We start from the raw sequence: 14,709 nt of genomic DNA on the forward strand, positions 1-14,709 counted from the left end.
GTCCCCCTTTCGCCTTTCGTCCTGACTTTTCCTATTAACTTTAGATATTCTGTCAATCGGGAAGATTCTCCTCTATTTATGAAGAAAACCTCGGAGAAGACTTGGAACTTTATCGATAGCTTCTCCTAATTTACTAGGATCTTTACCACCGGCTTGAGCCATATCCGGCTTTCCGCCCCCGCCCCCGCCGGTTATTTTTGCAACTTCCTTTATAATCTGTCCGGCATGGAGCCCGCTTAAACCTGTTGGGCTCACAGTCGTTACAAAGTTTACCTTTCCTTCACTGGCTGCCCCTAAGACGATAACTCCCGATTTCATTTTATCGCGTAATAAGTCCGCCATTTGACGAAGACCTTCCATGTCAGGAGCATGCACTTGAGCTGCAATAACTGTAATTCCATCAATCTCAGTCGCTTTATTTAACAACCCATCAACTTCATTCTTAGCCAACTTTGCTTGCAGTTGACTAATTTCTCGTTCAAGCTCCTTCATTTGAGTCATTAAAGTGTTAACCCTTTTTCCAATCTCTAAGGGCTGTGCTTTTAGAGACTGGGAGACTTCGCTTACCTGCTCATCAAGAGAACGTAGATATGCCAAGGCTTCTAAGCCGGCAACAGCCTCAATCCGGCGCAGGCCGGCTCCAATTCCACCTTCGCTGAGGATTTTCACAAGTCCTATTTCCCCTGTATTGCTTACATGAGTTCCCCCACACAGTTCTTTGCTGAAGGATCCCATGCCCACTACTCTCACACTGTCTCCGTATTTCTCTCCAAAAAGTGCTGTAGCACCGCTTTCTTTGGCCTCTTTCAAGGACATTTCCGTTGCCTTAACAGGCATATTCTTTAGAACCGCTTCGTTAATCAGCCCTTCAACTGCCCTTAGGCTATCCGGCGTCAGAGGAGAAAAGTGGGTGAAGTCAAACCGCAAGCGTTCCGGGCTTACTAATGACCCCGCCTGCTGAACGTGTTCCCCTAATACTGAACGCAGAGCCGACTGCAGAAGGTGTGTCGCACTGTGATGTCTGGTGGTAGCTAAGCGATCTGTATTATCAATTTCCACTTCTACAGGTTCGCCAACATGAAATACCCCGGTCTTAACCTCGACTCGATGATATAAAGTTCCTGTCACGCCCTTTTTAACGTCGAGGACACGTGCTTCAGCACGGGAGGTTCGAATTAGGCCTACATCAGAGACCTGACCGCCGCTTTCGGCATAAAAAGGACTCTCTGTAAGGAAAACCAGCACTTCTTCGCCCTCACCAGCATCCTGTACCTCCTTGCCACTGACAAAAAGGCCCTCAATTTGCGTAGATAAAGCTACTTTATCATAGCCAACAAAAGTAGTCGCCCCTAAGGATTTTGCTCTTTCTGCAACCTCTGGGCTCTCAACTACTGCACGCATCTGTTGCGACTGTTCTTTAGCCCGGAGGCGATGTTCCTCAGCAGCAGTTTCGAAAGTTACCATGTCGACAGACAAACCTTGTTCTACCAGCATTTCCTCGGTTAATTCCACGGGGAAGCCATATGTTTCATATAAATAAAAAGCATCAGTTCCGGATAATACGTTTTCCCCTTTTTCAACAAGCCCTCTGACCTTCTCCTGTAATAACTGAGTGCCTTGCTCTAAGGTTGCCTGGAAATTCTTTTCTTCTAAATTTAAGTGGCTTAAAATGAAATTCTCATTTTCTTTAAGTTCCGGATAAGCATGAGCATAGTCTCTTTGAATAATTCTAAAGGCCGATTCCAAGAATGGTTTATCAATTCCTAAGAGCTTAGCAAAGCGGACAGCACGGCGTAAGATACGACGCAGCACATAACCTCTACCTTCATTATTAGGACGTATCCCGTCTGAAAGCATAAAGGAAACCGCTCTGACATGGTCAGATACAACTTTAAGAGCTAAGTCATTCTTAGCATTCTCTTTATATTTAACCCCTGCCAAGGCAGCTACATGATCAATAATCGGCCGGAATAAATCCGTATCGAAATTCGTCTCCACACCCTGCATCACAGAAGCAATTCGCTCTAAGCCCATCCCGGTATCAATATTTTGCTTAGGGAGGGGAGTCAATACCCCTGCTTCATCGCGGTTATACTGCATAAAGACCAGATTCCAGATTTCCAGGAAACGATCACAATCACACCCTATAGCACAACCTGGTTTGCCACACCCTCTGGCTACACCGAGATCGACATAAATCTCCGAACAAGGGCCACAGGGTCCTGTCGGCCCGGCTGCCCAAAAGTTCTCCGGGTCACCAACGATGCGATCGGATTTAACACCTGCTTTTTCCCATATCTCTCTTGCTTCAGTGTCTTCGGGGTAAATTGTTATCCATAGTTTTTCGACAGGGATTTTTAAGACCGTAGTTATATACTCCCAGGCCCAAGGAATCGCTTCCTTTTTAAAGTAATCGCCGAAGGAGAAATTGCCCAACATTTCAAAGTATGTATGATGACGAGCGGTTTTACCTACTTCTTCCAGATCCGGAGTACGAACGCACTTCTGAGCAGTCGTTGCTCTTGGCATGGGTGGTTCAACTTGGCGTTGAAAATATGGTTTAAAAGGAACCATGCCTGCAACTGTTAACAACAAGGTCGGATCATCTTTGGGAATAAGTGATGCACTGGGTAAGATTGTGTGTCCTTTCGCCTCGAAGTACTTAAGAAACATGTCCCTTAATTCATTACCAGAATACAATTATGAACACCCCTTTAAATTCAATAAAAAAAATAATCTCTCCCTTTTAATCAGGGACGAGATTTTTTCGGGATCACCCTGCTATCTTTCGGGCTATCGATACTTTTAACTTTCTCACTTAACTATAAAATTTCCATTGTTTATCAAGTATATACAGTGGATGTCTTATTTGTCAACTAGATTAAACTTTTGTTGACACCAGCCGAAAATAAATATGTTTAAAAACAACTCGAATAACCGCAGCCAAAGGAACCGCTAAAAACAAGCCCCAAAAACCGGCGATTTCTCCAAAAGCTAAGAGGGCAAATACAATCCAGAGAGGATGAAGACCGACACTATCACCCATAAGCTTTGGCGATATTACATTTCCCTCCAGTTGCTGGACAAAGAAAATTATCAAAGCTACCTTTAAAGCCATAACCGGGGAATGGGTTAAAGCCAATAGTACAGCAGGAACTGCTCCAATAGCCGGCCCAAAATAAGGAATGAGGTCAAAAACTCCACAGATAAGTCCGATTAAGAGGGCATAATCCATTCCAACCAACCTTACACCTATGCCAATAAGTGTCCCCACGATTATAGCGACAAATAGATCTCCTCTTAAGTATTGCCTAACAACATGGTTAATATCTTGCCATAACCGTCTCCATTCCATCCTCCAGCGTTGGGGGATAATCCGGAAAAACCCCTCTCTTAAGTCCTTCCAGTCGGCCAAAAAATAGATGGCAATCACCGGTGATAGCATGTAAAGAGTCACTGAGGATAGTGCTTTGGGCAAGTTATCCAAAAAAAGGTTAAGTCGGTCAGCCAAAATACTCTCGCCTTCAACCAAATGTTCATCTAAAACAAGGGCAACCCGACTTGGTAAGCCTGTGGCCTTAAATTGGTTTCGAAATTCATCTATCCTATCCGCAACTGACTGAATGGTCTGAGGCAATATTACCACTAATTTACTAAGCTCATTATATATTATAGGAATTACCAAAAAAATAGCCGTAGCACAGCAAGTAATGATTAAGATAAATACAAGGGCAATAGCTTTATTTCGGCTTATACTATAACTCTCAAGAACATCCACCAATGGATTTAACAAATAAGCAAGCACAAAAGCCAAAAAAAACGGACCGAGAATTGCTCTTACCCTGAAAAGAATCAGTATCCCCAGCAGCGAACATATTCCTACAAAAATCCACTTATAATTCTTAGATTTCATAAGCCAAGAGAGCACACTTCCTTTCAAGGTTCTAAGAAAAACTCAGACCTTACAAACAATTGGAGACAAAGGTCCTGAAGGCCTAGCTGAACAATTAGAGCTTACAAAAATCAAAAAGCGCGCGATGCGCGCTTTTATCTAAAATATAAACAAGTCACTCAATAGCAGCACAAGGAACATTTGGATTAAGGCTTGGATCATCCCAGGCAACTAGAGAACCGTCCTCAGCCAAATCATATATAACCACTTTATCTGTTTGGGTAGCAAACTCAACACAGCAGTCCCAACAATAAAACTGCTCAACGCCAACTTTCCCTATAGCTCTTCCACCGCAAACCGGACAATTCATGATCGCATTCCCCCTTCATTTGCTTGATCCAAGGGGGATACTTGGTTATCAACAATTAAGATATCTTTTCCATCGATCATAACATGCGGCTTCAGAATCGTTCCCCGCCCATGAAGCAGGTCAGAGAAAAGACCGTCGGAAACCTCGAATCCTACCATTTTTTCTATGGAATCATCGAGAAAAACATCTTCAATTGTACCTCTTGCGTCTCCACCTTGAGTATAGACTTCATTACCTACCTTGTCAGACCACCGTGTCCCCTTAAGTTCTTCTATAGTCTTTTCACTAACAGTAAGGGCGTCCTTGCCAACAGTCACAATAGCCTTCCGAGGAATACCTTTCGCAGAGTGGAAAAAGTGCCCACCTTCCAGGAGAACTCCGACTACCTCATCTCTATCATTGTCAAGAACCAGATCATGTACCCAACCTATAGAATTTCCACTCTTTAAATCCAAGACTGGTAGTCCGACAATCTCACGAGAGCGTCTCATCCTTCTTCCACCTCGCTAAAAATAATTTCTATCTATACTCTGCCCTACTACATCAAACTTTATTCATACCCAAGTCTAACCACGAACCACGGACTTGGAACCACGATCTCGGCCCCGAGGATCAGAAATAATCTTCCCCCCGCCAACCACCAAGTTTCCTTGATAAAAGACAACTGCCTGCCCCGGAGTCACTGCACGCTGAGGTTCATCAAACTGAACCATTACTCCATACCCTGATCCGATTTCTCCCGGAATAATTGTAGCCGGCGCACCAGATGAGTTATAACGAATTTTAGCATGGACTTTTATCGGTTCGGTTAACTCAGGTATAGATATCCAATTAAGATCTTCGGCCCAAAGGGTATCTGTGAAGACATCCTTATCTTCACCTAAGACCACCTCATTACGCTCAGGATTTAGTCCGACGACAAACATTGGCTTACCAAAGGTAACTCCTAGACCTTTTCTCTGTCCAACGGTGAAATGGATTATACCTTCGTGCCGACCCAGCTTTTTTCCTGCCAGATCTACAAAATCACCAGGCTTAATAGGAACTTCCGAGCGTTCCTTTAGAAAAGAAGCATAATCATCGTCAGGGATAAAACAGATCTCTTGGCTTTCAGGTTTATCTCCCACACCAAGGCCACGTTCTCTAGCCATTTCCCTAATATGCTCCTTTTTGTAATCCGCTAGAGGGAATAAGGTATGTTTAAGCTGTTCTTGCGTCAACATGTACAGAGCATAGGTCTGATCCTTGCGTTGATCTGCGCTTCTACTTAAAAGAAATCGTTCACTGCTCGGATCCCTAAGCACCTGGGCATAATGACCGGTTGCGATGAACTCAGCTCCTAATCCACGAGCTTTTCGCAGCATCTCTCCAAATTTAACATGCCTATTACAGGCCAAGCAAGGATTTGGGGTTTCTCCATACAAATAAGACTGGGTGAAATAATCTACCACAGTCTCCTTAAAATAAGAACGAAAGTTCATGACGTAATGGGGAATTCCAAGTATAAAAGCAACTCTTCTGGCATCATCGATAGCCGAGTTAGAGCAACAACCCCCTTCGACTTCCGGACCTGTTGGATCCCAGATCTGTAAAGTCACCCCAATCACGTCATAGCCTTCTTCTTTGAGCAAAGCGGCGGCCATGGAACTATCCACACCGCCACTCATACCCACAACAACTTTAGGTTTTGTAGCCAGAGTCATTCTTCATCTATTCCTTTTTCTGATGATTATCGCGATAATTTTCGATGGCTTTATGCAGGGCATCCGCAGCTAAATTAGAGCAATGCATTTTCGACTCCGGAAGTCCTCCCAGAGCTTCTGCTACAGCCTTATTGGAGATTTCCATTGCTTCATCAATGGTTTTTCCCTTAACCATTTCAGTCACCATGCTGCTGGTTGCAACTGCAGCTCCACAGCCAAAGGTTTTAAATTTTACGTCTTTAATAATGTCCCCTTCGATATCTAAATATATACGCATAATGTCCCCGCACTTGGCGTTTCCTACTTCACCCACACCGTCTGCATTTTCTAACTCCCCTACATTCCTGGGATTTGTAAAATGATCCATTACTTTTTCTGTATACATTTCTTCCTCACTCCTTATTATACATGTTTTGAACGAACAACCTGATCATATAGGGGAGACATCATTCGCAACCGCTCCACAATCTTAGGCAATTGTTCAAGGACATTATCAATTTCTTCTTCAGTATTTTGACGCCCAAGGGAAAAACGCAGTGAACCATGGGCGATCTCGTGAATCAACCCCATACCAAGTAAAACATGGGAAGGATCAAGTGAACCTGAGGTACAGGCCGAACCACTCGAAGCCGCTATACCCAGCATATCCAGAGAGAGCAACAAGGACTCCCCTTCAACATAACGAATACTGACATTCACATTATTGGGTAACCGCTTTTCCCCTAAAGGTCCATTAACTTTTACAAATTCAATACGATCTAAGATACCATTCATTAGTTTGTCACGGAGTTTTGTTTGCTTTTGAGCATCTTCAGCCATTCGTTGCCCTGCTAGCTCACAGGCTTTGCCAAACCCAATGATTCCCGGAGTATTCTCAGTTCCCGAGCGGCGCTTGCGTTCTTGTCCGCCTCCATGAACCAATGGTACAATTCGTACTCCTTTGCGAACATAGAGGGCACCTACTCCTTTAGGGCCATAGATCTTATGACTCGATACAGTTAGCAAGTCTACATTCATCTCATCAACATTAACCGGAATCTTCCCCAGAGACTGAACCGCATCAACATGAAAAACGATTCCATGTTCCTTGGCCAACTTGCCGATTTCTGCAATAGGTTGAATCGATCCAACCTCGTTATTGGCATGCATGACAGTAATTAAAATTGTGTCCGGCCTGATAGCCTTCTGAACGGCGTCAACGGATATTACTCCCTCTTCGTCGACAGGTATAACTGTTAAATCAAATCCGTTTTTTTCTAAATGCTCACAAGTTTCCAGAACAGCGTGATGCTCAATACACGAAGTAATAATATGCTTACCCTTGGTGCGAAGCGCTTCAGCAGTTCCGAGAATCGCCAAATTATCTGCCTCAGTTCCTCCGCTGGTAAATGTAATCTCCTTAGGATTAGCTCCGATTAATTCGGCCACCTGAGTACGGGCTTGCTCTAAAGCTTGTTTGGCTTCCCTGCCAAAACCGTGGACGCTTGAGGGATTTCCGTACTTTTCCGTGTAATATGTCATCATAACTGAAGCCACTTCAGGGTCAACCGGGGTTGTTGCACTATGATCTAAATATACTCTCCGCATTGGGCTCACTCCCTTGTAATTAACTTTGATGCAAATAGTCTAAATGTAGTACATATATAAGCTTCGATCCGATTCAATCTTTTTGGCATCTTCCAGCATTGTTTCAAGTGTGATTGAATCAAGAACCTCCGCGATGGAATCCCTAACTTTCTCCCAAATTGTCCGAGTGACACAAAACTCAGCTTTGGAGCAAATTTCCGGATCCTCCTCTGACACGCAATCAGTTGGGGCAATTGGCCCTTCTAATACACGGATGATATCACCAATTTTGATCTTATCCGGTTCTTTTCCTAATAGGTAACCACCTTGAGCACCACGAACACTTTTAACCAGCCCAGCTTTACGTAAACCGGATACAAGCTGCTCTAAATAATGTTCTGATATACTCTGCCTCTCTGCAATGCTTTTCAAAGAAATCGGACCTTCACCCATATGTTGAGCTAAATCAAACATGGCTTTTACGCCATATCGACCTTTGGTCGAGAGTTTCAAACACCCTCACCTCTTTTCCGCGATCTGAACCTTTATTCTTTTTATATTCTTTATTTGTTTATATCTTATTAAAATACTCGGGATTTGTCAAGTCTGATGTTCACTATGCTTCAGAAGTTATTCACTTAGTATATTAGCCTAAAAAGGAGCTCTTTACTGTGATCTGAGTAACAATTTTCAACGCAAATCCTCTTACAATAAGCATTTGTCTGATCCACATGATATAATTCTTCAAAAGCCTCGGGACGATTAGAGTATTGAAAGGAACAGCAATCATGGATCTTTTTTCAGCCACATTTAATCAACATCAAGTCGCTCCCCTTGCAGAGCGAATGCGTCCCCGAACACTTGACGAATATATTGGTCAAACTCAAATATTAGGATCCGGAAAACTCCTGCGTCGAGCTATTGAGGCAGACCGGGTTTCATCCTTAATCCTTTATGGACCACCGGGAACAGGAAAAACTTCTTTAGCACAAGTGATTGCTGCTAAAGCAACCTCTCGTTTTGTTCGTATCAATGCGGTTACTTCCGGTGTTAAAGACATCCGCGAAATTATTACCCAGGCGGGAGAGGAACTACACCTTTACGGAAAACGAACTTTAGTATTCTGTGATGAAGTTCATCGCTTCAATAAAGGCCAGCAAGATGCTCTCTTGCCTGCCGTCGAAAACGGAACCATAACCTTCATAGGAGCAACAACAGAAAACCCATTCTTTGAACTAAACTCCGCACTCCTCAGCCGCTCCACGCTTTTTAAACTTGAACTACTTGAACCTTCAGAAATTCTCCTTGGACTGGAGCAGGCCTTAAAGGATACAGAGCGAGGGTTAGGCCAATATCAGGTGGAAATATCCTCTGACGCCTGGGAGCATTGGCTCAATTTTGCCAATGGAGATTTACGTCGCGCTCTTAATGCCTTAGAATTGGCGGTTCTGACAACTCCACCGGAAAACGGAATCCGACGAATTAATCTGGAAATCGCTGAAGAATCCATTCAACAACGGGCTATACGATTTGATAAATCAGGAGATAATCATTATGACATCATTTCCGCATTTATTAAAAGTATGCGGGGTTCAGATCCCGATGCGGCACTCTATTGGTTAGCAGTTTTATTAGAAGCAGGTGAAGATCCACGGTTTATCATTCGCCGAATTATAGTCCACGCCTCAGAAGACGTTGGTCTTGCTGATCCAATGGTCATGCTACAAGCACATGCCGCTGCCAATGCACTTGAGTGGTTAGGTTTACCTGAAGCAAGAATTCCTATAGCTCAGGCAGTTCTGGCGATCACAACAGCTCCGAAAAGCAATAGTGTTGTCACAAGCATCGATAAGGCCATGAATTATGTAAAAAAACACCCTACCGGAGAAGTACCCGCCCAGCTTAAAGATGCTCACTACCCTGGTGCAGACAAACTAGGAAACGGAAAAGGATATCTTTATCCCCATGCCTACCCTAATCACTGGGTTGACCAAACTTACCTGCCCTCATCCGTACAAGGAGAAACCTTTTACATTCCCTCAGAAATAGGAAAAGATCGTTTTCTAAATCCCAAAGCATCAAAATAAATAAGAAAAACGCGTCAGCTTAGTTGTCCTTACGCTTCAGATGAAGACACTATCTTCTCACCCATTAGCCTAGTTACTGTCTATAACCTTCGTTCGTTTATACTTTTTGATAGTAAAATAAAAGCGATGCCCAACTTATATTGGGCGTCGCTTTTATTCCTATCGACATTGTTCACTTGAGTAGTTGATTGAGGCTAATCCTTCTCTAATTAAAGACGGGATTATGCGAAATTAGATATGGGAATCGAGCATTTTTACTAAATCTGCCTTCCCACGGAAGCCAGTGATTTTATCAACCATTTTGCCACCCTTGAAAATTGCCAAGGTTGGTATGCTCATAACTCCATATTGACTGGAAATAGGACCATTCTCGTCGACATTAACTTTACCGATGACAATTTTACCGAGATATTCATCGCCAAGTTCATCGATAACAGGAGCAACCATACGACATGGACTACACCAAGGAGCCCAAAAATCTACCAACACTACTTGCTCAGACTTTAAAACATCTGATTCGAAATTTGCTGTATTAAACGTTTTAACATTCACACCTGCCATTTGTAATTCCTCCTAATCAGTTATGATTTATTTGATAAATTTAGCGAGCACCCCAATAAGCTCCTCAATTGCAGCTTCTTGATTATTGTTTTCCACGGCATTGCGCATACATCCCCGTGAATGGTGTTCAAAGACAATCGTGCCGACTCTATTCAAGGCAGCGCGAACTGCAGCAACCTGAATCAAGACATCTACACAATACTTGTCACTCTCGACCATACGTTGAATCCCTTTTACTTGGCCTTCAATTTTTTTAAGCCTACGTACAATATCATCTTTGGATTCTGAATAGGGGGTTGAATTCGTCATGCTATGCATCCTCCGATACCCTAAGGGGGTAGCTACAATTAATATTATAGCCAATGCTTCCTTCCGTGTCAACTCTTCCTTGACCATAAACGTCAATAACTTCAGAACATTCTTCATATCGCTGCAAAGAGTTATATTGCAATAAAACGCGCTATTTCCTACACCTGTTCTGGACTATTTTTTGTCAGCAACCGGCTCCTCAATATTCGTTCGAATATGCAATTCTTTAATTTGCTTATCCGCAACCGGCGAAGGAGCATGGGCCATCAAATCAGAGGCACTTTGAGTTTTCGGGAAGGCAATCACGTCTCGAATATTATCTTTTCCAGTTAGGAGCATAATCATTCGATCTAGGCCGAAGGCAATTCCTCCATGAGGAGGGGTGCCATATTCAAATGCTTCCATGAGAAATCCGAATTGAGCCACTGCTTCCTCCTCAGAAAATCCAAGCAACTTAAATAACTGTTCTTGAACTTCACGACGATGAATCCGAATACTTCCGCCTCCCAGCTCAGTTCCATTAAGAACCATATCATAGGCCTTTGCTCGAACCTTTAGAGGCTCGCTCTCAAGAAGCTGTAAGTCTTCATCCATTGGTGCAGTAAATGGATGATGAATCGCAATATGGCGTTTCTGTTCATCATCATATTCTAAGAGTGGGAATTCCGTGACCCATAAGAATTGAAGCACCCCTTCTTCAATTAACCCTAAGCGTTTTGCTAATTCCAAGCGCAAATGTCCTAAAGCATCCGAAACCACGGCATAGGTATCTGCAACAAAGAACAATATATCCCCAGTCTCGGCACGGGTAAGATCAATTAGGGCGGCCATCTCTTCCTCAGTAAAGAACTTGGCAATGGGGGACTTAATTCCTTCCTCAGCCATGACGATCCAGGCCAAGCCCTTAGCTCTATAGGTACTCACAAATTTAGCTAAATCATCAATTTCTCGACGAGGCATCCCGGCACACCCTTTTGCACAGATACATTTGACACTCCCGCCGCCGGCAACAACATTAGCGAATACTTTAAATCCTGATTTTCCAACCAGATCCCCCACATCAATTAATTCCATCCCAAACCGAGTATCCGGTTTATCCGACCCGTAACGATCCATAGCCTCTTTATACGTTAAACGGGGGAAAGGTATAGAAACCTCTTTTCCCACAGCCTCAGCAAAAATTTTAACCATTAATTTTTCCATCATGGGAAGTATATCTTCCACTTCAACGAAGGACATTTCGACATCCAGTTGAGTAAATTCAGGCTGCCGGTCAGCCCTTAGATCCTCGTCTCGGAAACAACGAGCAATTTGAAAATACTTCTCCATACCACCTACCATAAGGAGTTGCTTATATAATTGCGGGGACTGTGGTAAAGCATAAAACTCCCCCGGGTGTACGCGGCTTGGAACCAGATAATCTCGTGCCCCTTCAGGGGTAGATTTGTTGAGCATCGGAGTCTCGATTTCATAAAAATCTTGACTGTCAAAGAAATTACGCATAATTTGAGTAACTCTATGTCTAATTTTAAACACTGACTGCATCTCCGGGCGACGCAAATCTAAATAGCGATATTTTAATCTCACGGTTTCATCAACATCCACTTGATCCACCAGATAGTAGGGTGGAGTTTTAGCTCCGTTGAGAACTTCTAACGAATAAGCAACGATCTCAATTTTTCCGGTGACAAGGTTAGGATTAATCATACCCTCAGGACGAGCGATTACTTGTCCTTGAATAGAGACTACGAACTCTGAACGTAAGCTTTCTGCTACTGTAAATCCAGCACCCATTCTCTCAGGGTCAAAAACCACTTGGACAATACCGGAGCGATCTCTCAAATCAACAAAGATTAAGCCCCCATGGTCACGACGGCGCTGAACCCATCCTAACAAACGAACGGTTTCTCCCACTTTTTCTAATCCTAATTCACCATTTTGTATACGTTCTGAAAATACTGTCATGTCAAACACCTCTCTGATACTTCATAAATATTTCTTCGACTGCATCATTTAACGGAACTTCCATCTGCTCTCCTGATGTTAAGTCTCGTATAACGAGCACATTTCGATCCAGCTCTTCTTCTCCCAGGATAAAGGCTAAGGAGGCTCCTTGGCGATTAGCTGATTTTAGTTGGTTTTTTAAACTACGTCCCAGCAAATCCATTCCAACAGGCATGCCTTTGCTCCGCAGGGCAGTCACCAGGGCAAACCCCTCAATCTGGGCTTTCTCACCAAGTGCGATCAGCATAGCAAATTGCTTCGGTTTTTCTTCGGGCAGCTTATTTTGAACCTGAAGGGCCGCTAAAACCCTTTCAATGCCCATGGCAAATCCAATACCGGGAGTAGCAGGTCCGCCAATTTCTTCAACCAGCTTATCGTACCTGCCTCCCCCACAAATTGCACTCTGAGCTCCGATTTCTTCAACCATAACTTCAAAGGCAGTTTTTGTATAATAATCCAAGCCTCTTACCAAACGAGGATTAACTCGATACACTACTCCAGCCCTGCCTAAAATGGCTAGAACCTTCTCAAAGTGAGTACTACAATCCTCACAAAGAGTATCCCTGGTTGTCGGTGCACCTACAGTCACCTCTTGGCAGGAAGGGTTCTTACAGTCTAAGATACGCAAAGGGTTACGATCAAAACGCTCCTGACAATCATTACACAAATCTTTCTTACGAGAGATCAGAAACTCCTGAAGCTGCTCCCGATGCCTGGCCCGACAAACCGGACATCCCACAGAATTCACATGAACTTCTAAGCCGCTTAGTCCAAGGCGTTTATACAAATTCCAAACTAAACTGATTACTTCTGCATCCACAATCGGTTGGTCAGCACCCAATACCTCTACTCCAAATTGATGGAACTGGCGAAAACGTCCGCTTTGAGGCCGCTCATAGCGAAACATAGGACCAATGTAGTACAATTTTACAGGTTGAGGTTGGCCATAGAGCTTGTCCTCTACATAAGCACGGCAAACTGATGCCGTCAGCTCCGGACGCAGGGTCATAGATCGATCCCCTTTGTCCTGGAAGGTATACATCTCTTTCTTTACAATGTCAGTAGTCTGACCGACCCCTCTTTGAAAGAGTTCCGTTGCTTCGAACATTGGTGTCCGGATTTCTTCATACCCATATTCTCGGCAAACTGAGCGAATGGTCTCTTCAAGATATTGCCATTGTTCAATTATCCCCGGCAATAAATCTTGAGTCCCTTTGGGACGCTGAATTGCCATTACATATTCCCCCTTAAGTAATAGTATAAAAAAAGCCCTCGTTCCTTGCTTTGCGCAAGGGACGAGAGCTTCTCGTGGTGCCACCCTAATTGACGGAATTACTCCGCCCACTTTACAGTCGTTAACGAGACTATCCGATTGTAAAAAAGCTCCCTTATTGGCTGTCCTACCGTGCGTCTTTCAGGCTGGTTCCAGTCATGCAAGCCCTCCCTGGAGAAAGGTTAACACGGAATTTTCCAAAAGGTTTTGTGTTTTGAGCCTTCTACATTAATATTTTTTGCGATTGGTAACAAACGTTTACCTTTGATCGATATATTTTATCAAATGCAATGGGGGTTGTCAATAAAGCGTAAGGGCTACACCAAGAACGGATTATCCCGCTTTTCTTCCCCGATACTGGTTTCCTCTCCATGGCCTGGGAAAACTCGAGTATTTTCAGGAAGCAGCAAAAGCTTATTCTTGACCCCACTCAAAAGCTGATCCATTGACCCTCCCGGAAAATCAGTTCTGCCAATCGAACCGGCAAACAGAGTGTCCCCGCTAATCAACCCGTCAGAACACAGAAAACAAACACTGCCCGGGGAATGACCCGGCGTGGCAATAACTTTTAGTTGTTCTTTTCCAATCATAAGTTCTTGCCCGTCTCCTAGCAAGAGATCTGCCTTCTGAAGGGCCAGCCCCGGTCCAAAATAACTCGACAGATTCTTTTTCCCATCAGTAAGCATTCCTGCGTCGCCCTCGTGTATTCCTACTTTTACATCGCCTAATAACTCTCGAAGTTCATCCACTGCACCAATGTGATCAATATGCCCATGAGTCAGCAGGATATATTCAACTTTGAGACCCTTCTCCAATATCCAGCGATAAATCCGTTTCCCGTCAGCACCCGGGTCGATAACCACAGCATTCTTACTTTCTGCACAAGAGAATAAATAACAATTTGCCCCCATGGCACCCATAGCTCGCCCTTCAAGCATTCAATA

Annotated in this window: 14 protein-coding genes; 1 reads left to right on the plus strand and 13 read right to left on the minus strand. The window is 43.7% G+C overall.

All coding sequences use genetic code 11. From position 1 onward, the window contains the following. Positions 1 to 72 precede the first annotated feature (72 nt). The 8 genes from alaS to BLS16_RS16830 all read right to left on the minus strand — a co-directional run bounded on the left by alaS (position 73) and on the right by BLS16_RS16830 (position 8,044). A complete protein-coding gene (alaS, locus tag BLS16_RS16795; protein ID WP_092334828.1) occupies positions 73 to 2,700 on the minus strand; it encodes an alanine--tRNA ligase in 2,628 nt (875 codons plus the stop codon). 181 nt (positions 2,701 to 2,881) lie between these two features. Beyond that, positions 2,882 to 3,913, minus strand: coding sequence for an AI-2E family transporter (locus BLS16_RS16800; RefSeq protein ID WP_092334829.1), 1,032 nt, complete (start codon positions 3,911 to 3,913; stop codon positions 2,882 to 2,884). A gap of 154 nt (positions 3,914 to 4,067) precedes the next feature. Further along, entirely contained in the window at positions 4,068 to 4,262 is a 195-nt protein-coding gene (locus tag BLS16_RS16805; RefSeq protein ID WP_092334830.1) for a hypothetical protein, read from the minus strand. After that, on the minus strand, positions 4,259 to 4,753 hold the full coding sequence (locus BLS16_RS16810) for a PRC-barrel domain-containing protein (RefSeq protein WP_092334831.1): 495 nt from the start codon (positions 4,751 to 4,753) through the stop codon (positions 4,259 to 4,261). The genes BLS16_RS16805 and BLS16_RS16810 overlap by 4 nt, the downstream gene beginning before the upstream one ends. 75 nt (positions 4,754 to 4,828) lie before the next feature. Further along, entirely contained in the window at positions 4,829 to 5,965 is a 1,137-nt protein-coding gene (gene mnmA, locus BLS16_RS16815) for a tRNA 2-thiouridine(34) synthase MnmA (RefSeq protein ID WP_092334832.1), read from the minus strand. A gap of 7 nt (positions 5,966 to 5,972) precedes the next feature. Next, a complete protein-coding gene (nifU, locus tag BLS16_RS16820; RefSeq protein ID WP_014901900.1) occupies positions 5,973 to 6,350 on the minus strand; it encodes a Fe-S cluster assembly scaffold protein NifU in 378 nt (125 codons plus the stop codon). 17 nt (positions 6,351 to 6,367) lie between these two features. After that, complete coding sequence (gene nifS, locus BLS16_RS16825; RefSeq protein ID WP_092334833.1) at positions 6,368 to 7,552, minus strand: cysteine desulfurase NifS; 1,185 nt, start codon at positions 7,550 to 7,552, stop codon at positions 6,368 to 6,370. Between the two features lie 39 nt (positions 7,553 to 7,591). Further along, positions 7,592 to 8,044: an RrF2 family transcriptional regulator gene (locus BLS16_RS16830; protein WP_092334834.1), complete on the minus strand. Its 453-nt coding sequence runs from the start codon at positions 8,042 to 8,044 to the stop codon at positions 7,592 to 7,594. 275 nt (positions 8,045 to 8,319) lie between these two features. Here BLS16_RS16830 and BLS16_RS16835 point away from each other — a divergent pair, with 275 nt between their 5' ends. After that, a complete protein-coding gene (locus BLS16_RS16835) occupies positions 8,320 to 9,618 on the plus strand; it encodes a replication-associated recombination protein A (protein ID WP_092334835.1) in 1,299 nt (432 codons plus the stop codon). Between the two features lie 231 nt (positions 9,619 to 9,849). On the opposite strand, the gene trxA is transcribed toward BLS16_RS16835, so the two are convergent. The 5 genes from trxA to BLS16_RS16860 form a co-directional block, all read right to left on the minus strand. After that, positions 9,850 to 10,179 carry a thioredoxin gene (trxA, locus tag BLS16_RS16840; protein ID WP_092334836.1) on the minus strand — a complete coding sequence of 110 codons (330 nt, stop codon included), beginning with the start codon at positions 10,177 to 10,179 and terminating at the stop codon, positions 9,850 to 9,852. A gap of 27 nt (positions 10,180 to 10,206) precedes the next feature. After that, on the minus strand, positions 10,207 to 10,488 hold the full coding sequence (locus BLS16_RS16845; protein WP_014901895.1) for a metal-sensitive transcriptional regulator: 282 nt from the start codon (positions 10,486 to 10,488) through the stop codon (positions 10,207 to 10,209). A 174-nt stretch (positions 10,489 to 10,662) separates the two neighbouring features. After that, the gene (gene aspS, locus BLS16_RS16850; protein ID WP_092334837.1) at positions 10,663 to 12,453 is read right to left on the minus strand and encodes an aspartate--tRNA ligase; all 1,791 of its coding nucleotides are present in this window, start codon (positions 12,451 to 12,453) and stop codon (positions 10,663 to 10,665) included. A gap of 1 nt (position 12,454) precedes the next feature. Then, a complete protein-coding gene (gene hisS / locus BLS16_RS16855) occupies positions 12,455 to 13,726 on the minus strand; it encodes a histidine--tRNA ligase (RefSeq protein ID WP_092334838.1) in 1,272 nt (423 codons plus the stop codon). Positions 13,727 to 14,082: 356 nt separating this feature from the next. Then, positions 14,083 to 14,703, minus strand: coding sequence for an MBL fold metallo-hydrolase (locus BLS16_RS16860; RefSeq protein WP_092334839.1), 621 nt, complete (start codon positions 14,701 to 14,703; stop codon positions 14,083 to 14,085). Between the last annotated feature and the right edge of the window lie 6 nt (positions 14,704 to 14,709).

Source organism: Desulfosporosinus hippei DSM 8344 (assembly GCF_900100785.1).
Lineage (GTDB): Bacteria > Bacillota > Desulfitobacteriia > Desulfitobacteriales > Desulfitobacteriaceae > Desulfosporosinus > Desulfosporosinus hippei.

Bases quoted from the DNA above. Each gene is read 5' to 3' on its own strand.
- BLS16_RS16810 (WP_092334831.1), bottom strand. From the start codon at position 4,753: ATGAGACGCTCTCGTGAGATTGTCGGACTACCAGTCTTGGATTTAAAG.
- BLS16_RS16805 (WP_092334830.1), bottom strand. From the start codon at position 4,262: ATGAATTGTCCGGTTTGCGGTGGAAGAGCTATAGGGAAAGTTGGCGTT.
- nifS (WP_092334833.1), bottom strand. From the start codon at position 7,552: ATGCGGAGAGTATATTTAGATCATAGTGCAACAACCCCGGTTGACCCT.
- trxA (WP_092334836.1), bottom strand. From the start codon at position 10,179: ATGGCAGGTGTGAATGTTAAAACGTTTAATACAGCAAATTTCGAATCA.
- BLS16_RS16845 (WP_014901895.1), bottom strand. From the start codon at position 10,488: ATGACGAATTCAACCCCCTATTCAGAATCCAAAGATGATATTGTACGT.
- BLS16_RS16835 (WP_092334835.1), top strand. From the start codon at position 8,320: ATGGATCTTTTTTCAGCCACATTTAATCAACATCAAGTCGCTCCCCTT.
- BLS16_RS16860 (WP_092334839.1), bottom strand. From the start codon at position 14,703: ATGCTTGAAGGGCGAGCTATGGGTGCCATGGGGGCAAATTGTTATTTA.
- BLS16_RS16800 (WP_092334829.1), bottom strand. From the start codon at position 3,913: ATGAAATCTAAGAATTATAAGTGGATTTTTGTAGGAATATGTTCGCTG.
- nifU (WP_014901900.1), bottom strand. From the start codon at position 6,350: ATGTATACAGAAAAAGTAATGGATCATTTTACAAATCCCAGGAATGTA.
- hisS (WP_092334838.1), bottom strand. From the start codon at position 13,726: ATGGCAATTCAGCGTCCCAAAGGGACTCAAGATTTATTGCCGGGGATA.
- mnmA (WP_092334832.1), bottom strand. From the start codon at position 5,965: ATGACTCTGGCTACAAAACCTAAAGTTGTTGTGGGTATGAGTGGCGGT.
- aspS (WP_092334837.1), bottom strand. From the start codon at position 12,453: ATGACAGTATTTTCAGAACGTATACAAAATGGTGAATTAGGATTAGAA.